Raw genomic sequence first — 21,091 nt, 5'->3', positions numbered from 1 at the left:
GTCTCCGATATCTCTAGCTCACACAGCGGCTTGGACAGCCTCATCCCATGCAAAACCGGAATTGATGACACCCGTAAGACTGTTCGGCCCCGCGGCCTGGATGTCAACCTCCACGATATGTCCGAGAAGCCGCTCCGGCCCCTCGCTATGCACGGCCTGGAGATATGGGGATCGCCCGGCGATTTGGCCAGGTTTGCGGCCTTTTCGTTCGAAAAGCACCGGTAAACGGCGCCCGACGAGGGCCTGTTCGAAGCTTTTGCGCTCCTCCTCGATCAGCGCCTGCAGCGCGGCGAGCCGTTCTTTTTTCACAGCTTCCGACACCTGGTCGGCCAAATCGGCCGCCGGCGTGCCCGGCCGGGCGCTGTATTTGAACGAGAAGGCCTGAGCGAATCGGGCTTCGCGCACCATGGTCATGGTGGCCTCGAAATCGGCGTCCGTTTCGCCGGGAAAGCCGACGATGATGTCGGTGGAAAGCGCGATATCGGGCCGCGCGGCGCGGATGCGGCCGACGATCTCCAGATATTCCTCGCTCGTATGCTTGCGGTTCATGGCTTTCAGCATCTTGTCGGAGCCGGCCTGGAAGGGCAGATGCAGATACGGCATCAGCTTCTCTTCGGCGCCATGCAGCCCGATCAGATCGTCGTCCATGTCGCGCGGATGGCTGGTGGTGTAGCGCAGCCGCTCGATCTCCTCGATCTCCGCCAGGCGCCGCAGCAGATCGGCCAGCGACCAGATACGCCCGTCCGGTCCTTCGCCGTGATAGGCGTTCACGTTCTGCCCGAGCAGGGTGATCTCTTTCACGCCCGAGGCGGCCAGCCGCTCCGTCTCCTCGACGATTTTCTGCACCGGCCGGGAGAACTCCGCTCCGCGCGTATAAGGCACCACGCAGAAGGTGCAGAACTTGTCGCAGCCCTCCTGCACCGTGACGAAGGCGGAAGGAAGCCGCGCCTGCACCGCCCGCTTCGGCAGGCTGGCGAATTTGTCTTCCGCCGGGAATTCCGTCGCCAGCACGCCGTGCTTGGAGTTCTTGGCCTTGCTCAGCAATTCGGGCAGCTGGTGATAGCTCTGCGGCCCCAGCACCAGATCGATCACCGGCGCGCGGGAGAGCATCTCCTGCCCCTCGGCCTGCGCCACGCAGCCGGCGACCGCGACCATGGTCTCCTTGCCGGCCTGTTGCCGCGTCTGCTTGATCTTCCGCACCCGGCCGAGCTCCGAATAGACCTTCTCGGCGGCCTTCTCCCGGATATGGCAGGTGTTGAGGATCACTAGATCCGCATCGTCGATCTTGTCCGTCAGCTCATAGCCTTCGGTTCCGAGCGCCTCGCTCATGCGCTCAGAATCGTAGACATTCATCTGGCAGCCATAGGTTTTGACGTGCAGCTTTTTCGTATTCTTCGACATGCAGCCGTTTGTTGGGCAGCGCGGGCGAGGCGTCAAGCCCCCTCGTGACGAGGACACCGAGCAAAGAAAAAGCCGCCCTGCCGCGCCGGCGCTTCCTGGAAGAAGACCGGACGCCGCGGCAGAGCGGCCAAGATACGCCTCGATATACTCCCCTGGGGGAGGGGCCGTTTCGCGGTCTATCCCGCGGAAAAGAGCGGCGCGATTAGGACGCGATTAGGACTTGGAGGAGTCCGTCGCCGGTGCCTTGCAGGCGTCCATGGCCTTCATCGCCTTCACCGCTTCGCCGCGCTTCTGGTAGGGCGCGCCCAGCATGGTCAGCTTGCCGGACGGCTCTTCGGTCACGACGCGGCATTTCTGGTTCTTGGTGTTCTGAGCGACGTAGAAGGTCTCGCCGGCAAGAGCGGGCGTGGCGACGGCGATCGTGAGCAGGGAGGCAATAACGAGCTTTTTCATCTTGGGTGTCTCCAAAGGCCGGCCCAATATCGGGTCCGGCATCAATCGATGATGGCGTGACTACGCTCCCGATTTCCGGCGGGCCGGGGGCCAAATCGCGGCGAACTGCGGCTGCAATTTTGGTGTTCTTCGCACCGTACCGGCGGAGGCGGTCAGCGCCTTCGAGACGCTAAGTCTTTGACGGATTTCGCGCCGTGGGTTTGCGCCGGTCATGCGGTATCGGCCGGGTGCCGCAAGCTCGCCGCAATTGCGCAAGCTGCAGCGATTTCGCCTCGATCCGGCGGAACCCAAATCCCCGCCAGCGTCGTTTCTCCCATGTGTCTCTCGTGAAGGAGGAATTGCCATGCCTGCGAAATCCAAAGCCCAGCAGGAAGCGGCCGGAGCGGCTCTTGCCGCCAAGCGCGGCGAGATCAAAGTGAGCGAGTTGAAGGGCGCCTCGAAGGGCATGTACGAGTCGATGAGCGAAAAGGAGCTCGACGAGCTCGCCTCGACCAAGCGCAAGGGCAAGCCCCAGCACGTCCATCACTGAGGCCGGCGCTTATTGCAGACGGACCAGAACGCTGTCGGCATGGCCGGCGGCATCGGTCACCGTCACCCGGGTGAAGCCCGGCCCGTCCGGCGCAAAGAACACCGCCTGGCTCGGCCGCCGAAGATCGATCGGCGCGCCGTTGACCAGCACGGTGAGCGGCGGCGTGCCGCCGGAGATCTTCACCGGCACCGGATCGAGCGCGCCGTTCAAATCGCCCGACAGCTCCAGGCTCGCCCCGTTGGGCGGGAACAGGATGCGCAAGGCTTGCTCTGTGCTGCCCGCCGTTACCGGATCGGTGGTGAAGCGCTGCAACGGACGTGGCAGCTCCGCGGTCGAGGCGGTGAGCACGCCGTCCGGCGCCGGCGGCAGCGGTGTTACCGGTCCGGTCCGAGCAAAGGCATCGAACAGGATCGGCGCCGCCGAAAGCCGTCCCACCAAACCCGGCACTGGCGCCCCGTCCGGCCGCCCGACCCAAACGCCGATAGTGCGCGCTCCGTCGAAGCCGATGGACCAGGCGTCGCGATAGCCGTAGCTGGTGCCGGTCTTGAAGGCGATCCGGCCGGGCAGCCCGTTCTCCGGCGGCGGCGCACCGCGCAGGATATCGGCCACATACCAGGCCGCGACGGGTGAGATCAGCCGCTTCGGTGCGGGCACCGGCTGATCCTGACGCTCATAACTCGCCATCACGCTGCCTTGCCGGGCGATGCCGCTATAGCCTTGCGTCAGCGCGCTTAACGTCACGCCGACACCGCCGAGCCCCAGCGCCAGCCCCGGCTTTTCATGCGGCGGCAGCTCAAGCGGCGTTCCGACCTCGCCGAGCCGCGCCACCAGCCGCTCCGGCCCCACCGCATCCAGCACCGCGATGGCCGGCACGTTCAAAGAGAGCTGCAGCGCCCGGCGGATCGACACCGTGCCCTGATAGCTCATGTCGAAATTCTCCGGCGCATAGGCCCCGAAGCGCACCGGCTTGTCCTTGATCAGCGTGGCGGGGTGGATCGCGCCGTCCTCAAAGCCAAGCCCATAGATGAATGGCTTCAGCGCCGAGCCGGGGGAACGCACCGCGCGGGTGAGGTCCACCTGTCCCGCCCGGCGCTTGTCGAAATAATCCGGCGTGCCGACCCGGGCCAGCACCGCGCCGGTCGCATTGTCCAGCGCCACCATGGCGACGGAAATATCCGGCCCTAGCCGGTCGGCGCGCTCCTTGGCCAGCTGCTCCAGCCGCGCCTGCATGCGCTTGTCGATGGTGAGGCGATGAATGCGGGTCTCGGGTGCTGCCGCCACCGCATCGTCCGCCGCGTGAGGCGCCAAGATCGGCATCGGCTTTCGGGCGTGGGGCACGGGCTCTAATCTCGCCCGCGCAATCTCCGCATTGGAGAACACACCGCTGCCGGCGATCCGGTCCAGCACCCGGTCTCGCGCTGCCTGCGCCGCCTTAGGCGACCGGTCGGGCCGCCGCTCCTCCGGCGATTGCGGCAGCGCCACCAGCAGCGCCGATTCGCCAAGGGAAAGCCGCCGCGGCTCCTTGCCGAAATAGGCAAGGCTCGCCGCCCGGATCCCCTCCAGATTGCCGCCATAGGGGGCGAGAGTCAGATAGCGGGAGAGCACCTGCTGCTTGCCGAGCTTCCGCTCCATCTGAATAGCGCGCACGATCTGCCGGGCCTTGGCCTCGAAGGAGCGCGGCCGCGGCTCCAGAAGCCGCGCCACCTGCATGGTCAGGGTCGAGCCGCCCGAGACGATATGGCCTTGGGTGGCCAGCTGCTCGGCCGCCCGCAGCATCGCCAGCGGATCGACGCCGGGATGGGCATAGAAGCGCTTATCCTCGTAAGCCAGCAGCACATCGAGAAAGCGCGGATCGACATCTGCAACCGTCGCCGGCAGCCGCCAGCGCCCGGCCTTCGTCGTATAGGGGCGGAGCAGCCGCCCCTCCCGGTCCACCACGATGGGCGACATCTCGACTTGGTCGCCGAGCGGCGCCGGGCCGAGCGTTTCCACAAAGCCGCTCACCGCGCCGCCGGCAATCGCCCCCGCAAAAAGCACGCCCAGCCCGCTATAGAGCAGGGCGCGCCTAAGACGCGAGGGGCGCAGGCGCCGGGTCATTTTGCCGTGCCCACGGTGATCTTGCCCGTGCCCGTCTGGCCGTAGCGGTCGCGGGCATACATGTCTTCCACATGAGCCTGCGGCAGCACGTATTCGCCGGGCGAAACCGCCCGCACCACGTAAGCCACGGCGAACACTGAAGGGCTATCCTTGTCCCGGTCGAACGCCGCGGTGAAGCGGTCGTCGCGGAACGACTGATGCACCGGCGTGGTGTTGTCGGCGATCCAGGAGAAGGCGCCGGTCTCGCCGGAGGCGACGAGATTCGGGTTATCGATCTCGAACCCGGCCGGGATGTAGTCGGTCAGCGCCACCCGGGCGAATTGCGGCTTCGGCTCGCTCACCCGCAGCACCACCACGAAGCGCTGGTTCTGCCGGGCCTTGGAGATATCGACCGGCGTGCCGTCCAGCCGGTGGAAGCTCCGCTCGATATGGAAGCCGTGATCGGCGGCAGGTTCCGGCGCAACCGGCGCACCGGAAACATCCAGCACCGCATCCACCGGTGTCTCGCCGTTATTGGAGACCTTCAGCGGGCTTGCGGCGATCTCCGCCGCGGCCATCTGCCGGTAGACCGGCTTGTCGCTCTCCGTGCCGTTGACGCTGAGCGCCAGCTTCTGCTCTCCTAGCGCCCGCGCCGCCAGCACCAGCCAGGCATCGTCCTGGGTGGAGGTGCGCTCAACCAGCTTGCGGGCCGGTGCAATCCGCGCCGTGGCCTTGACCAGGATGGAGTTGGGGGCCTTGCCCTCCGCCGCCAAGGTCACCACCGCGGCGGCATCGCGAAGCGGCGAGCCGAAATCCGCCCGTCCCCCCGGCTGTAACACCGGATCGGTGGGCAGTGAGCTAAGCGCGGCGCGGAAGGCCTTCTCCGCCCGGATGCGGTCGCCCAGCATGGCCAGCGCCGCACCGATCTGCGCCTTGGCTGCCGGCGTGCCGAGCTCCGAAAGCTTGGTATCGGCGATATAGCGAAGATCGCCCACCGGCGCGGTGCCGTTCCGCGCCAGCACATAGAGTGCGTAGGACAGCGCCAGCCCGCCGTCGCGGGAGACGTCCGGTGCCGTGCTGACGTAGTTGCGCAAGCGGTTCAGCGCCAGGGTGAAGGCTTCGTCGGAGACCGAATAGCCCTGATCCCGTGCCCGGGTCAGGAAGTCGGTGACGTAGGAATCCAGCCAAGGATCGGCGCCGCCCGCCGACCACAGGCCGAAGGCGCCCTCCGAGCCTTGCCGCGCCAGCACCGTCTCGATGGTGTTGCCGAGCCGCTCGTCCAGGGAGGTGTCTGCCGTCAGATGGCTTTCCGCCGAGAGCTGCTTCGCATAGAGCAGCGGCATCGCCCGGCTGATCACCTGCTCGGTGCAGCCCAGCGGATAGCGGTCGAGGGAGGCGATCAGCGTCGCCACATCCAGCGCCGCCGTCGGGGTGACCGAAAGCGCCAGCGATCCCGTGCCGGGCAGGAAGTCGGAGAATACATCGTTGGAGACCGACAAGCTGGCGCCGGGCTCCAGCGCGCTCACCGTGCGCCGCGAGGCGATCTGATTGGCCGGGTGGACGCTCAAGGCGTAATGCCGCTCCAGCGCGAAACCGCCCGGACCTTTCACCGAGATGCTGACCAGCCCGTCGCCGATCCCCGCGGCCCCGAGCGGAAAGTTCACCCCGCGCCGCTGCTTGGCTTTCAGCTCCAGCGTCTTTTCCGCGGCGCCCAAGGTGATCGGCCCCTCGGAACTCGCCGAGATCACGTAGTCGCCGGCCTCGCCTTCGACATTGTCGAGATCGAGCCGCAAGGTGGAGGTGTCGCCCATCGCCAGGAAGCGCGGCAGCGAGGCGCTGGCCACGACGGAATCGCGCACGATCACATCGCCATCGGCCTCGCCCACCTGGGTTTCGTTCCAGGCCACTGCCATCACCCGCACCGTGCCGGAGAAGGCCGGGATGTCGAATTCGACCTCCGCGGTGCCGTCCTCGCCCACGGTGACGATGCCGGAATAGAGCGCCAGCGGCGCCTGGCTCGGCGGGCTGCCGGTGATCTCCGCCCCGCCGAAATCGCCGCCCATGCGAATGGCGCCTTTGGTGCCCTGCATGCCGTCGATCAGCTGGCCGTAGAGATCTCGCAGCTCCGCGGCGAGCTTGCGCTGGCCGAGATAATACTCGGTCGGGGCCGGCGGCTGATAATTGGTCAGGTTGAGAATGCCGACATCGACCGCTGCGACTACCATCCGGGCCTGTTCCCCCGGCGCCAGATTGGCCAGTTTCACCGGTACCTTCAGCGTGGTCTCGGGGCGGATCTTCTTCGGCAGGTCGAGGGAGACGCCGATGGTATGCGCCGCCTTGCCGATGGAGAAATATTTCAGCCCGATGGCGCGGCCCGGCATGCGCTTGGCTTCGACTTCGAGCGGCCGGCGCAGCGTCGCCACCACATAGGCGCCGGTGCCCCAATCCTCGCCGACCTCCAGCGGGATCTTGGAAAGCCCCGGCTCCACATCGGCCGTCTTGCTGGTGAGCAGCTTGTCGCCGATCACCGAGAGCGTGACCTTGCCGGCGCTTCTTGCCGTCACCGCCACCGTCATGGTGTCGCCCGGCTTATAGGCCGACTTGTCGAGCCCGACCTCCAGGAAGTCCGGCGTATCGGCGCTCGCCTCCGCATACCAGCCGGCATCGAAGCCGAACGTGGTGAGCGGTCCGCTCGAATCGGGGCTCGCCACTTCCAGCCGGTAGCGGCCCCAGGAGACCGGCACCGAGATTCGCGCCGGCGTGCCCGGCGCCGTATTCAGCGTGCCGTTGGCGATACGCCGGGTGATCTTCACCGGCTCGAACTGCCAATAGCCGTCCTGGCGGTACCACTGATATTTGGTTTCGATCTGCAGCAGCTCCCAGGTGAGGCCTTCGGCTGCCGTTTCGGCGCCGTCCGGCGCCACCATGGCGACGTCGAATTCCGCCGTCGCGCCATCGCCCAGGGACGCGCCCTTGAACAGCGGCTTCACCCCGATCATCGGCGTCTGCGGCCGCACCGGCAAAGTGAGATCGCGCTCCACCGCACGCCCGCCGGGCTCGGCCATGCGCACTGTGATGCTGGCCTCCAGCGGATGGGTGGTGTCGGGGAGCTTGGCGATCCGCGCCGGGAACACCGCCTTGCCGTTGCTATCGGTCTTCGGCAGGCCTTCCAGCGGCAGCACCTCGGCCGAGGCCTGGCTCATCCCTTCACCGTCATCGGGGCCGAAGCGATAGCCCTTGAAGCCGGGGCGCTCCTCGGCACGGGCAAGCCGCATCTCGCCTTCCAGCGCCAAGCCCGCCGCCGGTGCGCCATAGAGATAGCGCCCGTCGACGGCGATCTCCGCCGGAGCTCCGACCGCCAGCGCATTGGCATCGGTGGTCATGTCGAATTCGAGCCGGTCCGGCACGTAGTCCTCGACCAGGAAGGTGGTCTCGCCGATCGGGCTCGCCTTCGGGTCGGAATAAGCCGCGACCTGCCAGGTGCCGGTGGGGGCGGCGGCGATGATCGGAAGGTCGAGCGAGCGGCCGCCCAGCCCCTGATCGCCGACCACGGCGCGCCGGTATTCCACCCCGTCGGGGCGGGTAACGACCAAGGTGAGCGGGGTATCAGAGACCGCTTCACCGACGGCGTCTCTCAAAAGCGCCGTCAGATGCACCGTCTCTCCGGTGCGATAGACGCCGCGCTCGGCAAACACGAACGCATCCAGCGCGCCCGGCGGCGTGCGCCCGGCAACGCCGCGATCGGTGAGATCGAAGGGCGCCTGCTTCAGGCTCAGGAAGCCGTAATCGGCGTTCTTCTGCGAGGCGACCAGCATGGCCGGCGACAGCCCGCCTTCGCCTCTTGTCAGCCCGGCGGCGAAATGCGCCGCGCCGTTCGCATCCGTCTCGGTGGTCGCCAGCACCTCATTGTTGCGGGCCAGAAGCCGCAGCTTCACCCCTTCCAAGGGCTCGGTGCTGGCCAGCGAATTGACGAAGGCATGAATGCCGTCGGCGCCGGAATAGGCGGTCAGCCCCAGATCGGAGACGATGAACCATTGCGTCGCCCGCTCGCCCCACTCGTCGTCCGGCTGATTGGCCGGCTCCGCCGCCAGCACATAGACGCCGGGCTCAAGCTCCGGCACCGCCTCGGTCACCGGGAAATTGGTGGTGACGTCCTGGTTCAGCTCCTTCTTCACCTCCAGCGAACCGGTCCAGACCTCCTCGCCTTCCGTTTCGGCGATCTGGTTCAGGCTGTAAGGGTAGAGATTGTTCTGGAAATTGCCGTCCAGCACCGCGTTGATCAGATTGCGGTCGCCGATCCGGTACAGCGTCACCGTCACCGCATCGGTATTGACGCTGACCAGCGGAATGCCCTGCTGGCCGGTTTTCGGCAGCACATAGGCCTTGCCCGAGACCCGCACGAAAGGCGCCCGGTCGCGCACATAGATGTCGAACTTGGCGGGCTTCAGCAGCGCCTCGTCCACCGTGGAGGGCAGCCCCTCGCGCAAGGTGACCGAATAGCTCTTGCCGTGCTCCAGCCCGTCGACGCAAAGCTGCTGATCGTCCAGCGACAGCGCCGGCTTATCCATCCCGGTGACGGAGACGTAGGGCGAGAAGTCCACCCGCTGCGGCAGCGCCTCGCTGAACTGGAAGCAGGCGCGCGGCGAGGCGGCATCGGAATCGACGGAGAAATTGGTGACCCGGAAGCCGTATTTTTCGCGCAAGCGCGTGTAGATGGTGCGCAGGCTTTCGGTCTCGCGGACCGACAGCGCCAGGCTCAGCGCGTTGAGGGCAGGGCGCCACTCCTCCCGCTTGCCATAGGCATTGGCCAAGGTGACCAGCGCGTCGGCCCGATCGTCCTTGGTGGCCGCCCGGCGATAGGCGATATAGGCGGCGGTCGTTGCCCGCTCGAACAGCGCATATTGGTTTTCGTCCGCCGCCGGCTCGATCCGCAGCAAGGTATCGGCATAACGCCGCCAGCTCTTGGCATCGTTGGGATCGGTCGAGACGATCTGCGCATAGAGCCGCGCCGCGCCGTCATAGTCGCGATTCTTCAGCGCATCTTCCGCCTGCAGCTTCAGCGCAGGCAGCGGCGCGGCTTGCGCACCGGCCTCTTCTTTCAGCGTGGCTTCCAGCTTGATCGCCGCATCGTCCAGGCTGCGGTCCTGCAGCGTGGCAGGCGCGGCTTGCGCGAAGCTCGGCAGCGCGGAAATGGCAGGGGTCAGGCACAGGGCAGCCGCCACCACGGCGGCTCGCACGACTTGGCGCATCGGTTTCCTCCGTAAGCCCATCCTCGGCTGGATAGGTCCCATTGTCAGCTTGGGATGGAGGCGATGGTAGTTGAGCCCTGTGACAGGCGCTAGAGTCTCCGGGCAAACGCGGCGGAGAAATCCACCGGAGGCGGCCGTAAAGCCTAGGTTTCGATGGCGCGGCCCGCGGCAAGCCCGGCGATCTCGCCGCGCACCCATTGATGGCACTCGTCCCGGTCGTAGCTGGAATGCCATAGCAGCCGCACCGGAAACGCGATCGGCCCCAAGGGCTGGGCCACCCGGACCAGCGAGAACTGTTTTTCCAGGATCTGCGCCAGCGCCGTCGGCACGGTCATCAGCGCATCGCTGTTCAGGGTCAAAAGCAGACCGACCAGCACCGAGGAGACGTGCTCCGGCGCCCGGCAGATGAAGCCTTCCTCGGCATAGCGCCGCTCCAGCAGGGCGAAGGCGGGGAGCGCCTCCACCGCCACATGGGTGGCCTCCGCCAAGGTGTGGGCATCGGGGCGAATGACGCTCAACGGATGGCCCGGACGGCCGAGCACTACCAGATGATCGTCGAACAGCTTGGCGGAGCGGATATCCGGCGCCGGAATCTGGGTCGATTCGATATCGATGGCGAAATGGCAGCGCGTGTTGCGCAAAGCTTCGATGGAATCCTCGCCCGCCCCCGGAATCCAGCCGACCCGCACGCTGGGCGCCGCGTTCGCCAGGTGCTTGCGTAGCGGCTGCACCACTACGAGCTCGGCCGCTTCGGAGGCGGAAATCGAAAAATCGCGCTCCGCAAGCGACGGATCGAACGGATTATCCGGCCGCAGCAGGCTCTCCATGCCGGCCAGGATGACGTGCACTGTCGGCGCCAGTTCCTGCGCCTTGGCCGTCGGCACCAGCCGCTGCCCGGCCCGGACGAACAGCTCGTCGCCGAAGATTTCTCTAAGTTTTGCAAGGGCATGGCTGATGGCCGAGGCGCTGCGGCCAAGCCGCTCGGCGGCCCGGGTGACGCTGGCATCCATCAGCAGCGCGTCGAGGATAACGAGGAGATTGGCGTCGACTTCTTTAAGATGCATGGTTTGCAACTATTCATCTGAAAACGTTTCACTTCATGCATGTTACGGCCTCCGCTACTGTCTTGACAAGGCTCACGGGTCTCCCAGCCCGTTGCCCCGAAGCGCCCTTGGTGGCCCAGCCCAAAGGGGCTGCCATTCGCTTCCTCATCTCAACCGTGCGGCGATCCGCTGCCTCCGGGCAGCGGATCGCTAGCGGCGGCAAAGGAATGACGAAAAATGGGATTTTCGATGTTTCCGAGAACCGCAGGTATGGGTGGTAAGGGGCCGGCCGCCTGCTCGCGCTGTCGCGATGCCCGCGACCAGGCTCTCCGCAAAGTCGGCGGCAGCTTCGCTGGCATTCGATGCGACAGCTTAACACGTCAAACGAATGGAATTGACAGTTTGCAACCAAAAACCTGAGTATTATTGTCAGTAATGGAATCGGGGCAGGGGACATTGAGATGGTTCGATTGGGGGACGTGCCGCATGGTGATCTGCGGCGAATTTGGACGCGGCGAGTAACGACTGTCTCGCTGGGCGGTTTTCTGGCGATCGCCTGTCTCTTTGCCGGTGCAGGAAGCGCCGAAGCCGATTGCGATTTGCCCGAAGGCGTCGAAGAGGCCTCGGTTCTCCCCAGCTTGGACGAGCTGGGCGACCGTCCCCTGGTCAGCGCCGACGGCGTCAGTGTCGGCGCCAGCTATATCGGCGAATATTTCGGCACGGTTTCCGGCGGTATCGACCGCACCTGGGCCTATGACGGCGTGCTCGACGTCTATATGGACGCCGATATGCAGAAGTTGGGGCTTTGGGACGGGCTTTGCTTCCACGCCAACGCATTGCAGATCCATGGCGACGGCATCACCGCCAAGGGCACCGGCAGCCTGGCGCCGGTCTCCAGCGCCGAGGCGGTACCCGCCACCCGGCTTTTCGAGCTGTGGTTCGAGCAGCATTTGATGGAGGACAGGCTCGCCATCCGTTTCGGCCAGATCGCCGCCGATGCGGAATTCGCGATCAGCGAAGGCGGCAGCCACTTCCTCAACGGCACCTGGGGCTGGCCGACCATCACCGCCTCCGACATGGCCGATGGCGGGCCGGCCTATCCGCTCGCCACGCCCGGCGTCCGCGTGTTGGCTGCGCCCACCAACAATATCGATGTGCTGGTCGGGCTGTTTAACGGCCTCTCCGCCGATCCTTGTGCCATCGGCGATCCCCAGCGCTGCAACGATCACGGTCTGGATTTCCCGCTCGGCGATGACCCGCTGCTGATGGCGGAGATCGCCTATCGCTACGACCTCACCGACCGCCTGCCCGGCCAGGTCAAGTTCGGCGGCTGGAACCATTTCGGGGATTTCGAGGATCTGCGCTTCGATTCCGGCGGCAATCTGATCGCCGTTACCGGTCTTAGCGGCAGCCCGATCGACGGCAATTACGGCTTCTACGGCATCGTCGATCAGCTGATCTGGGAGAAGCCCGGCAGCGACGGCAAGGGGATCGGCATTTTCGGCCGCTTCATGTGGGCGCCGGAGGACCGCAACCTGGTGGATGCGTATACCGATATGGGCATTACCTTCACCGGCATGATCCCGGGGCGCCCGGATGATGCGCTCGCGATCGGCTTCGCCTACACCAACATCTCCGACAATGTGAGCGCCGCCGATGTCGATTCGGGGCTGATTGTCGCCGAATCCTACGAATCGCTGGTCGAGGTGGCCTACACCTTCCAGGTCACCGACAATTGGATGGTACAGCCCGACTTCCAGTATATCTGGCAGCCCGGCGGCAATGTGCCAAACGATGCCGGGACGGCCGCAGTCGAGGATGTCGCCGTGATCGGCGCCCGCTCCACCTGGGATTTCTGAGCCTCAAGCGCTTAGCCCGCCGCGTTTGAACGGCTTTTTTGCTGTGGCGCCGGGTAGGAATTCGTGAGTTCCACCCTATATGGGCTGCGGGGCACGGCGAGACGGGTGTGGAAGGGGCATACGCCCCTGGCAACCTATTCTTACCGTAATTGTCGCGTTATTTTGTTCCCAACCCTATTGATGCCCTGAGGCAGGATGGAGTCGGCATCGGCGGCAGCAAAGCCTTGCCGCGCCGGTGAATTAGGACAGCATGAAACTTGCGCTAAAAATATTCGGTGGTCTGTTCACGCTGCTTTTGCTGGCGCTGATCGCGGCCAATCTTTTCATTTCCACGGATATGATTTTCGATCGGCTGGCCGAGCAGATCCGCAGCCAGACCGGGCGGGAGCTCCGCGTCGCCGGCGAAAAGTCGCTCTATTTTCTCCCCAACCCCTCGCTCACCTTGAACGATGTGACCCTGACCGATCCCAACGCCACCGGCACGGCGGTCGAGGTCGAGGTGCCGCGGCTCGAGGTGACCTTGAGCCTGGCCGATCTGATCGGCGCGCATATCAACATCACCCATCTGCTCGTCTCCAAGCCGACCGTGACCTTGCGCCCGGTGGCGAAGAAGGCCGAGCTCGCCCCGCAGCCGGCAGCGCCGGAGAGCGGAGCGCCAGCGGCCAAGCCGCTGCAAACCATCAAGCCGCTGCAGCCGATCAAGGCCCAGGCCGCCGGGGCGCCGAGCCAGTTCGATATCGAGATCGGCGATATGCGCATCGAGAACGCCACCGTCCGCATGCTGGACGAGAAGGGCGCTCTGTCCACCGAGGTGAAGCGCATCAATGCCGCCATTGCCCTGCCGGGTCTCAACCAGACCCTGTCGGCGGAGGGCAATCTGCAGGTGTTGAAGAAGACCGTGGATTTCGGTGTGAAGCTGACCTCCCCCGCCGCGCTCCAGGCGCAGCAGCCGGCCGATGTGAACGTCGCTTTGGCGGGCGAAGCCTTCAACACCCAGTTCCAAGGCAAGCTCGCCCCGAACATGACGGCCAAAGGCCGGTTCAAGGGGACGACCTCCTCGTTCCAGGATTTGATCGCATGGCAGCCGGACGGCCGCGCGCCGTCCAAGCCCGCCGTGAAGGCGATCCTCACCGGTGATGTCGCCTATACCACTGTCGCGCTCATCATCTCCGACGCAAGCTTCACCCTGGGGCAATCCAACGGGCGCGGCCAGGCCACGGTTCATTTGGACAAGGAGCCGCTGCATCTGCGCGCCGCCGTGGCGATCGAGACCCTCGACGTGACGCCGTTCCTGCCCAAGGGCGGAGCGGCCAAGCCGGCCACGGCGAAACCTGCGAAAAAGGCCCAGGCCAAGCCCGCTACCAAGACCGCCGCTTCCAAGAACGCTGCTTCCAAGAGCGACGGTATCAATGTGCCCGACGACTGGTTCTCCAGCCCCGCGGCGCAGCAATTCCCGAGCAATCCGAGCAATGAGGATCCGGCCGCCAAGATGCAGCCTGGTGCCGTGGCGGCCAAGGAGCCGACCCCGTTCGAGGCCGACCTCAATATCAATGTCCGCAAGACCATCGTGGAGAAGATCACCATCGGCCCGAGCACGGCCAATCTCGGCTTCCACAAGGGCATATTGACCGCCAAGCTCGGCAGCATGAAGCTCTATAATGGTGAGGGGCGCGGTAAGCTCACCATCGACAGCAATGGCGCAACGCCGGTCTTCTCCGGCAATCTGACCTTGGACCGCGTCGCCGCCGGCCCGCTTCTGAAAGATGCCGCCGACCTCACCATGCTCTCCGGCACCACCAAGCTGGTGCTGAAGCTGAACGGCAAGGGGGCGACCGCCAATCAGATCAAGCAGTCCCTCACCGGCAATGGCAGCGTGGTGCTCAGCGACGGCGTCATCCAGGGCATCGACATCAACCGCTTCGTCAACACCGTCGGCAAGGGCGATATCAACAGCATCGTCACCAATCTCGGACAGAACGGCGTCCCGAAGCTGAAAGGCGGCCAGACCAAGTTCTCCAGCCTCGGCGGCAGCTTCAATATCAAGAACGGCATCGCCAAGACCGACGACACCAAGCTGGTCAGCCCGAATCTGAAAGTCGACGCCAAGGGCACGGTCAATATCCCGAAGAGCTATATCGACATGGTGGCAACCCCGCGGGTCACCGCCGACAAGGGCACCAAGGCCGCCAATCTCAACAATCTGACCGTGCCGATTCGGATCCGCGGCCCGTTCAGCAATCCGAGCTATATCCCGCAGGTCGGCAAGCTGCTCAACGATCCCAAGAATGCCACTGCCACCGTCAACAAGGTGGGCGAGGTGCTGCAGGAGAAGTTGAAGGGCAATTCGGGCGCCGAGGCGCTGGGCCAGTTTCTCGGCGGCGTCCAGATCGGCGGGGGCAATCAGAAGAAGAAGGGCAACTAACCCGTAGCGTCGCGCGCGGGTTTCTCGCTCTTGCCTAGTTTCGCTCTTGCCCGGTTTGGTTCTTGCCTTAGTCCGTCTTGGTGACGACGACGCTCTGGCGCGGCCGGGTATAGAAGGTGCGGCTCATCGAGAATGCGGTAAAGGAATCGCCTGCCGTATCGAAGATTGGTGTGTAGTTATATCCGACTTGCGCCACGACGACGCTTGTCCCGGGCTCGGTCAGCCCGTCGGGGACATCGATGCTATTGCCCGACTTCAGCGGGTTTCCATTATAGGCATAGCTCCAATCGACCGTTGTCTTGCCGTCGCTATCTGCGACGACGCTGGTCAGAACGATGCTCAACGGAGCGTCGGGATAGGGCGCCAAGATATCGGCCGCCGCCGCTGTGACGTCGTCTAGATCGGCGTCGGAAGTGGTTTTCTCCTGCGCAACGAGATCCGCCGCAACATAGGCAATCTGGTCGATGCGGCGGTGAATCGTCAGCGCGTCATTTGCCTGCAAAGCGCCGAAGAAAAGCACGATCATCAGCGGCAGGATGATCGCGAACTCGACCGCCGCGACGCCGTCCTCCTCCTCGATCGGCCGGCGAAGCCACGCACGGAGCTTCGTCCAAATTGCTGTGCTCTGCGGTTTGGTCATCGTCAAAACTTCCTAGAACGGTTCGTTCCGGAACACGGATGTGGCGCTAAGCAGGCGGTTGCCGCTCGACATGTTTCCGAGCGAGATCCAGCTCGGAAAGATTGAGATCAGCGGCCATTCGTAATACGCGCGTAGGACCACGACATCGTTCCGGCCGCCCGTGTCGAAAGTGAAATCGTCTCTGAGCTTGCCCTCGTCATTCAGAGGATCCGGGAACGAGGTATCGCCGAACGCATTGAAGGTCCGTATATCGAGCCTCAGCTTGTCGCAATCGACCGGAATGACGATTTGATCGCAGACCTTCTGCCGCAAGGTATCCTCGTCCCAGCTTTGCGCTTGACCGGTCCGAACCCATCGCGCCGCATCGGCGACCGAATGCTCAAGGGTGAGGTTGCCGACGAAAACGAAACCGACCTCGAAAAGTCCCAACAGCAGAATCAGGAATGGCACCGCGACGATGGCGAATTCGATCGCCGCCGCGCCGGAGCGGTCACGGAGAAGCCGGCGCACTCTGGGCCGCCGCGATAGCTTGCTTTGAGTTGAATCCATAGCCGATTGGGGAGTCCAGCGTCTCTGCTTCGTAATAATGATGTTCCATATAAGTATATGTGTCGTATTAAAGTACAATAAACGAGAAAGAATAAGTCAGAGCGCAGAGTAATTTGGATTTGTATAAAATTTTATTCAAATTTGAACTTGTTTCTAATTAATAAGAATACGAAAAGTAAGTGTCTGTTGTCTATTATGCCGCCCGTCGGATGCCGCTGCCAAAAGCGGCAGCATGTGGGTAGGTATCATGTTGAAAGAAAAGCTCGGCTGGCTGGTCCGGCGGTTTGCGCGGGAGCGCAGCGGCAATGTTGCGATCATTTTCGGCGCAGCCATTGTCCCCATCATCCTCGCGCTCGGCGTTGGCATCGACTATGGGCGCGCATTTCTCGTCAAGGAGCGTATGTCCGAGGCGACCGATGCCGCCGGCCTGGCGATCGGATCTTGGGTCGATCTGGACGAGGACACGCTGAAGGAGAAGGCGCAGACATATTTCGACGCCAACTACCCGAGTTCGACCATTGGCACTGCGAGCAATGTGGATGTGCAGTTCATTGGAGATGACATTCTCCTCACAGTGACCGGCAAGGTGCCCACCACCTTTATGCGGCTCGCCGACATCAACGACGTCGACGTGTCTGCCCAGAGTCTGATCTCGCGCCAGCAGCAAAACATCGAGCTCGTTCTGGTGCTGGATACCACCGGCTCCATGAAGAACAGCGGCAAGATGACCGCGCTCAAGAGCGCCGCCAAGGAAATGGTCAACACGCTGTTCAGCTCCGAATCGACCTCCGACACGCTGAAGATCGGCGTGGTGCCGTTCTCCGCCGCGGTCAATGTCGGTACCAGCAACAAGAACGCCTCTTGGATCGACGACGATAGCAAATCCTCCATTGCCTCGGAGGATCTCGACCTGCAATCCGGCGAAACCATCCTCGGCCTCTTCGACGAATTGCACAATGACAGCTGGGGCGGCTGCGTGCGCGAACGGGCCGAGCCTTACGAGCTGACCGACACCGCGCCGACGAGCAGCGATAAGGACACGCTGTTCTCGCCCTATCTTGCTCCCGACGAGCCCGACGAGACGGAATCGAGCTGCAGTGGCTGGTATTGCAGAGGCGGCAGCAACAGCGACTACTATAATAGTTATCTCGACGACGAGGTGCCGGAGGAATGCACCAAGTCTGGCTGGCGAGGCGAGACTTGCGAGCCTGTGACCGAAGATCCGGAGGAAATTCAGCGTCTGACCAACAAATATGCCGATGATGGATATGTTTCCGACGGCGATCCGAATTTCAACTGCACTGCGTCGCCTCTGACCGATCTGACCAATCGGAAGACCACCATCATCGACGCCATCAATGACCTGTCTCCGGAAGGAAGCACGGTGATCCCGGCCGGGCTTCTGTGGGGCTGGCGGGTGTTGTCACCGACTGCGCCCTTCACCGAAGGCGCCGAATATTCGGATGACGATGTGGTCAAGGCGATGGTGCTTCTAACCGACGGTGAGAACAGCGTCGGCGGTGGCAGCAATGAGCACAACGAGTCGTACTACAATGCCTTCGGCTATGCTGCGGAGGGCCATCTCGGCAGCACCAGCGGCTATCAGGCCGAAGATGAGCTGGACGAAAAGACGCTTGAAGTGTGCGACAATATCAAGGCGACCGGTATCCGACTTTATACCATCGGCTTTCAGGTCAGCACCTCGGTGCAGAACCTCTTGCAGAGCTGCGCCAGCGAATCCGACATGTTCTATAACTCGCCGAGCAATTCGGAGCTCGCTTCGGTGTTCCAGGACATCGCGCAAGGCCTGGGCGATCTTCGCGTCGCCCGCTAGCCGCGATCGCTATCTTCGCGAAATGAAAAAGGCCGGAGCTTGCTCCGGCCTTTCGGCAGCTTCGGAATAATATTGGCTTTGGCGCTTAGCGCTGACCGCTGCTGCCGACACTCTGCTGCGCCAGCCCCTGCTTGGCGGAGATCTGCGATTCGATTTCCTTGAAGTAGCTGGGGTCGTCGCCGATGGCGAGCGGCGTAGTGCATCTTGGTGCGCAGTAGACGGTTTGCCCGGGCTCCGTGCCCTTATGCAAGGTCACCATCCCAAAGCCGGGATCGGAGACGCTGAGGGCGGTGTTCAGGAGCTCGTTCCCCGCCCCGTCGATGACAATCATATTGGTGCGCCCGAAGGATTTCCCCGTCACCACCAGGAGCCCGGCATTCTGCACCGAGACATCGGCAATGGAAGGATTGCCGACGATGATCTCCGCAGCCGGCCGCTCCAGCTTGACCAGCTTGGCTTGATCCAGATTGACGTCGATCACATTGGTCGGACGCTGTTGAGCAGTGGCGGCCTGCGCCACGAGCAGGCCGGCTGCGATGAGGGCGGCGGAAAACGCCTGCACCCAGCGGCCGGCGACCGTCGCGCCATGAAACTTCGAACCTGTAAGCATGGTGGACATGTCCTTCACTTCTAATCGTGGCCAGTCTGGCGGCAAAAAAGTGAAGGATTGGCAAATGCCGGGCCCGAATTGAAACGCCGTGCCGATCGAATTGATCGCGCCGGCGCATCGCAAGGCGGGGCGGAAATGCCGCTGGGGCGTACATTTCGCACCAAAACCGATTTCTAGCGTAAATGGCCGGTTAAAGAGACCGGGCCATCGGGCGCCAAACAGCCCGCGAACTCCGGCTTCCTGAGCGGCGAATATAGTATCTAAAGTTTTTACGAAATACTTTGTAACTTTGAAAAAGCTTTGAATATCATAGGGAAAGGTCTAAATACGGGGGAATTCTCGGCCTCTGGTGGCAGATCGTGGGTCTAAAATAGCGTATACTTTTAATTAACCATAAGCCATCCGATTTATTCTTTTCATTTAACCTGGGCGTAACGGGGCAGCGCTAAGGTTCCCCCAGTTCAGCCCGCGAACGAACGCAACAACGCTTCGGAAGCGGAGAACTGGGTGCTGTGAAAATCTGTGAAAGGAACTGTCGAAATGAAGAATCTCTTCGCTCGCTTTGCGAAAGACGAGTCCGGCGCTACCGCCATCGAGTATGGCCTGATCGCTGCCGGCATCTCCATCGCCATCATCACCATCGTCGGGACTCTCGGCGGTACGCTGAGCGGTATCTTCACCGATGTGAATACCAAGCTCGACGCGATGAACTCCAGCGAGTAAGCAGCGGCCATCGGCTCCGGCCGTACCGCAAACGCTGAAAGCGCCGGCTTTCAAAACAGAGGTCGCCCTCCCGGGGGCGGCCTCTTTTTTTGCCCCCGGTGCCACGGTTAACCGGCCTTTAGCGTCCCATGGGCGATAAGCAGGCAAACTGCAAACACCGCATTTGCGAGGCGAGATGACCGACCTTCTTATTCTCACCGTTTTCCCGGCCTGCATGGCCTTTGCGGCCGCCATGGATCTGCTCACCATGACGGTGCCGAACCGCATCGCCATTGCGCTGATCGTCGGCTTTGCGGTGCTTGCGCCGATTATCGGCCTGAGTTGGGAAGAGATTGGCATGCAACTCGGTATCGCGGTCGCAGCGCTCGCCGTCGCATTCTTTCTCTTCGCTATGGGCTGGATTGGCGGCGGTGACGCCAAGCTCTTCGCCGCAACGGCGTTGTGGCTCGATCCGATGTCCTTCGTGACTTACGTTTTTATCTCAAGCATTCTCGGCGGCGTGCTGACCCTTGTGCTGGTCGGCGCCCGTAATCTGCCTCTGCCGGTTACCTTGATGCAGCAGGGCTGGATCGCACGGCTGCACGACTCGCGCCAAGGCGTCCCTTACGGCATCGCTTTGGCGGCCGGCGGCCTCATCGCCTATAGCTCCACCCCCTTCATGGCGGCTATCGGCGGCTAAACCGAGATACATCTTCATGAGCGCTTATGCGGCGCCCCGGTGGAAACGCCGGCGGCGCCGTTCGTCGTTTCGGCCTGTCCCGCTAAGGGTTTCGACCCGGCCAATTTGGCACGGGTATTAACTCCGCGTTGAGAAATCGGCGTCACATTGGGCCTGTCTCGGAAGCGGATTTCGGGCGCAAGGAGTAGGTCGTCATGAAGAGAGGCAGAGTCATCGTTCTGGGTATCGCGTTTGCCGCTGCCCTGGGCGCCGCGCTCATCGCCCGCAATATGGTTTCGGGGCCGGGCGAGGTTCGCACGGTGGAGAAAACCGTCGGCGCGACGCAGGTGCTTGTCGCCGCGCAGGATATCGACCTCGGCGATTCCATCGATGCCGCCGATCTGCGATGGCAGGAATGGCCCGAGAAGGGCATTACGCCCGACTTCATCATCCAACAGAACGATGCCGACGCCATCGAGCAGCTTGCAGGCTCCGTTGCGCGCGCGCCGTTTGTCGCTGACGAGCCGATTTTGCGCGACAAGCTGGTGAAGCTCGGCGAGGGCGGCGTGCTTGCCGCGATCTTGCCCTCCGGCATGCGGGCGGTCTCCACGCCAATCAGCGAGGAGAGCGCGGCCGCCGGCTTTATCCTGCCCAATGACCGCGTCGACGTGATCCTGTCGCGCGAGATCACCGTCGGAAGCAAGGAACAGCAGGTCTCCGAGACCGTGCTGCAGAATGTGCGCGTGCTCGCCATCGGCCAGCAGCTCGAGACCCAGGGCGATCAGAAGGTCGTCAGCGGCGCGACCGCCACCTTGGAGCTGACGCCGCGGCAGGCGGAGGTTCTTTCTCTGGCCCGTTCTATGGGGCCGCTCTCGCTGTCCCTGCGCAGCTTGGCAGATGCCAAGCGGAAGCCGGGCGAGGCCACCGCCGATCTCGACCGCGAGGGGCGGGGCTCGGTGCGAATGTTGAAATACGGCGTGCCCTCTCAGGTGTTTGGAGTGAACTGATCCATGCGCGTCGGGGGACAAAACACAAAAAATGGCAA

Annotated in this window: 15 protein-coding genes; 7 read left to right on the top strand and 8 right to left on the bottom strand. The window is 63.5% G+C overall.

The window, feature by feature from the left end:
• Nucleotides 1-18 precede the first annotated feature (18 nt).
• Complete coding sequence (gene miaB / locus HT051_RS14855) at nucleotides 19-1,401, bottom strand: tRNA (N6-isopentenyl adenosine(37)-C2)-methylthiotransferase MiaB (protein ID WP_174542751.1); 1,383 nt, start codon at nucleotides 1,399-1,401, stop codon at nucleotides 19-21.
• Nucleotides 1,402-1,614: 213 nt separating this feature from the next.
• Nucleotides 1,615-1,854 (bottom strand): hypothetical protein, encoded by a 240-nt coding sequence (locus HT051_RS14850; RefSeq protein ID WP_174542750.1) that lies wholly within the window; start codon nucleotides 1,852-1,854, stop codon nucleotides 1,615-1,617.
• 343 nt (nucleotides 1,855-2,197) lie between these two features.
• On the opposite strand from HT051_RS14850, the gene HT051_RS14845 reads away from it, so the two are divergent.
• Nucleotides 2,198-2,383 (top strand): DUF3008 family protein, encoded by a 186-nt coding sequence (locus HT051_RS14845; protein WP_174542749.1) that lies wholly within the window; start codon nucleotides 2,198-2,200, stop codon nucleotides 2,381-2,383.
• Between the two features lie 9 nt (nucleotides 2,384-2,392).
• Here HT051_RS14845 and pbpC read toward each other — a convergent pair whose 3' ends face one another.
• From pbpC to HT051_RS14830, 3 genes are all read right to left on the bottom strand, one after another.
• Nucleotides 2,393-4,480, bottom strand: coding sequence for a penicillin-binding protein 1C (gene pbpC / locus HT051_RS14840; protein ID WP_174542748.1), 2,088 nt, complete (start codon nucleotides 4,478-4,480; stop codon nucleotides 2,393-2,395).
• Nucleotides 4,477-9,708 carry an alpha-2-macroglobulin gene (locus HT051_RS14835; RefSeq protein ID WP_174542747.1) on the bottom strand — a complete coding sequence of 1,744 codons (5,232 nt, stop codon included), beginning with the start codon at nucleotides 9,706-9,708 and terminating at the stop codon, nucleotides 4,477-4,479. Before HT051_RS14835 ends, pbpC begins: the two co-directional genes overlap by 4 nt.
• A 143-nt stretch (nucleotides 9,709-9,851) precedes the next feature.
• On the bottom strand, nucleotides 9,852-10,772 hold the full coding sequence (locus tag HT051_RS14830; RefSeq protein ID WP_174542746.1) for a LysR family transcriptional regulator: 921 nt from the start codon (nucleotides 10,770-10,772) through the stop codon (nucleotides 9,852-9,854).
• Between the two features lie 440 nt (nucleotides 10,773-11,212).
• Between HT051_RS14830 and HT051_RS14825 the strand changes: the two genes are divergently transcribed.
• Nucleotides 11,213-12,610, top strand: coding sequence for a carbohydrate porin (locus HT051_RS14825; RefSeq protein ID WP_174542745.1), 1,398 nt, complete (start codon nucleotides 11,213-11,215; stop codon nucleotides 12,608-12,610).
• Between the two features lie 250 nt (nucleotides 12,611-12,860).
• Nucleotides 12,861-15,032: an AsmA family protein gene (locus HT051_RS14820; RefSeq protein ID WP_174542744.1), complete on the top strand. Its 2,172-nt coding sequence runs from the start codon at nucleotides 12,861-12,863 to the stop codon at nucleotides 15,030-15,032.
• A gap of 67 nt (nucleotides 15,033-15,099) precedes the next feature.
• Here the strand turns inward: HT051_RS14820 and HT051_RS14815 are convergent, their stop codons facing one another.
• Together HT051_RS14815 and HT051_RS14810 are read right to left on the bottom strand one after the other, a co-directional pair.
• Nucleotides 15,100-15,672 (bottom strand): TadE/TadG family type IV pilus assembly protein, encoded by a 573-nt coding sequence (locus HT051_RS14815; RefSeq protein WP_174542743.1) that lies wholly within the window; start codon nucleotides 15,670-15,672, stop codon nucleotides 15,100-15,102.
• Nucleotides 15,673-15,684: 12 nt separating this feature from the next.
• A complete protein-coding gene (locus tag HT051_RS14810; RefSeq protein WP_174542742.1) occupies nucleotides 15,685-16,182 on the bottom strand; it encodes a TadE/TadG family type IV pilus assembly protein in 498 nt (165 codons plus the stop codon).
• A gap of 286 nt (nucleotides 16,183-16,468) precedes the next feature.
• On the opposite strand from HT051_RS14810, the gene HT051_RS14805 reads away from it, so the two are divergent.
• Nucleotides 16,469-18,055: a pilus assembly protein gene (locus tag HT051_RS14805; RefSeq protein ID WP_174542741.1), complete on the top strand. Its 1,587-nt coding sequence runs from the start codon at nucleotides 16,469-16,471 to the stop codon at nucleotides 18,053-18,055.
• 85 nt (nucleotides 18,056-18,140) lie between these two features.
• Here the strand turns inward: HT051_RS14805 and HT051_RS14800 are convergent, their stop codons facing one another.
• Entirely contained in the window at nucleotides 18,141-18,665 is a 525-nt protein-coding gene (locus HT051_RS14800; RefSeq protein ID WP_174542740.1) for a pilus assembly protein N-terminal domain-containing protein, read from the bottom strand.
• A gap of 540 nt (nucleotides 18,666-19,205) precedes the next feature.
• Here HT051_RS14800 and HT051_RS14795 point away from each other — a divergent pair.
• The 3 genes from HT051_RS14795 to cpaB all read left to right on the top strand — a co-directional run bounded on the left by HT051_RS14795 (nucleotide 19,206) and on the right by cpaB (nucleotide 21,053).
• A complete protein-coding gene (locus tag HT051_RS14795; RefSeq protein WP_174542739.1) occupies nucleotides 19,206-19,388 on the top strand; it encodes a Flp family type IVb pilin in 183 nt (60 codons plus the stop codon).
• A 175-nt stretch (nucleotides 19,389-19,563) separates the two neighbouring features.
• Nucleotides 19,564-20,067: a prepilin peptidase gene (locus tag HT051_RS14790; protein WP_174542738.1), complete on the top strand. Its 504-nt coding sequence runs from the start codon at nucleotides 19,564-19,566 to the stop codon at nucleotides 20,065-20,067.
• Nucleotides 20,068-20,261: 194 nt separating this feature from the next.
• Nucleotides 20,262-21,053 carry a Flp pilus assembly protein CpaB gene (gene cpaB / locus HT051_RS14785; RefSeq protein WP_174542737.1) on the top strand — a complete coding sequence of 264 codons (792 nt, stop codon included), beginning with the start codon at nucleotides 20,262-20,264 and terminating at the stop codon, nucleotides 21,051-21,053.
• Nucleotides 21,054-21,091 lie beyond the last annotated feature (38 nt).

This window comes from Methyloligella sp. GL2 (assembly GCF_013341275.1).
Lineage (GTDB): Bacteria > Pseudomonadota > Alphaproteobacteria > Rhizobiales > Methyloligellaceae > Methyloligella.
The sequence above is the reverse complement of the archived record's forward strand: the minus strand, read 5'-3'. Positions and strand labels throughout refer to the sequence as shown.

What these genes read in the sequence shown, in the direction of transcription:
- HT051_RS14850 (WP_174542750.1), bottom strand. Translation starts at nt 1,854, where the DNA reads ATGAAAAAGCTCGTTATTGCCTCCCTGCTCACGATCGCCGTCGCCACG.
- HT051_RS14820 (WP_174542744.1), top strand. Translation starts at nt 12,861, where the DNA reads ATGAAACTTGCGCTAAAAATATTCGGTGGTCTGTTCACGCTGCTTTTG.
- pbpC (WP_174542748.1), bottom strand. Translation starts at nt 4,480, where the DNA reads ATGACCCGGCGCCTGCGCCCCTCGCGTCTTAGGCGCGCCCTGCTCTAT.
- HT051_RS14800 (WP_174542740.1), bottom strand. Translation starts at nt 18,665, where the DNA reads ATGCTTACAGGTTCGAAGTTTCATGGCGCGACGGTCGCCGGCCGCTGG.
- HT051_RS14790 (WP_174542738.1), top strand. Translation starts at nt 19,564, where the DNA reads ATGACCGACCTTCTTATTCTCACCGTTTTCCCGGCCTGCATGGCCTTT.
- HT051_RS14815 (WP_174542743.1), bottom strand. Translation starts at nt 15,672, where the DNA reads ATGACCAAACCGCAGAGCACAGCAATTTGGACGAAGCTCCGTGCGTGG.
- HT051_RS14845 (WP_174542749.1), top strand. Translation starts at nt 2,198, where the DNA reads ATGCCTGCGAAATCCAAAGCCCAGCAGGAAGCGGCCGGAGCGGCTCTT.
- miaB (WP_174542751.1), bottom strand. Translation starts at nt 1,401, where the DNA reads ATGTCGAAGAATACGAAAAAGCTGCACGTCAAAACCTATGGCTGCCAG.
- HT051_RS14805 (WP_174542741.1), top strand. Translation starts at nt 16,469, where the DNA reads ATGTTGAAAGAAAAGCTCGGCTGGCTGGTCCGGCGGTTTGCGCGGGAG.
- HT051_RS14830 (WP_174542746.1), bottom strand. Translation starts at nt 10,772, where the DNA reads ATGCATCTTAAAGAAGTCGACGCCAATCTCCTCGTTATCCTCGACGCG.
- cpaB (WP_174542737.1), top strand. Translation starts at nt 20,262, where the DNA reads ATGAAGAGAGGCAGAGTCATCGTTCTGGGTATCGCGTTTGCCGCTGCC.
- HT051_RS14795 (WP_174542739.1), top strand. Translation starts at nt 19,206, where the DNA reads ATGAAGAATCTCTTCGCTCGCTTTGCGAAAGACGAGTCCGGCGCTACC.
- HT051_RS14825 (WP_174542745.1), top strand. Translation starts at nt 11,213, where the DNA reads ATGGTTCGATTGGGGGACGTGCCGCATGGTGATCTGCGGCGAATTTGG.
- HT051_RS14835 (WP_174542747.1), bottom strand. Translation starts at nt 9,708, where the DNA reads ATGCGCCAAGTCGTGCGAGCCGCCGTGGTGGCGGCTGCCCTGTGCCTG.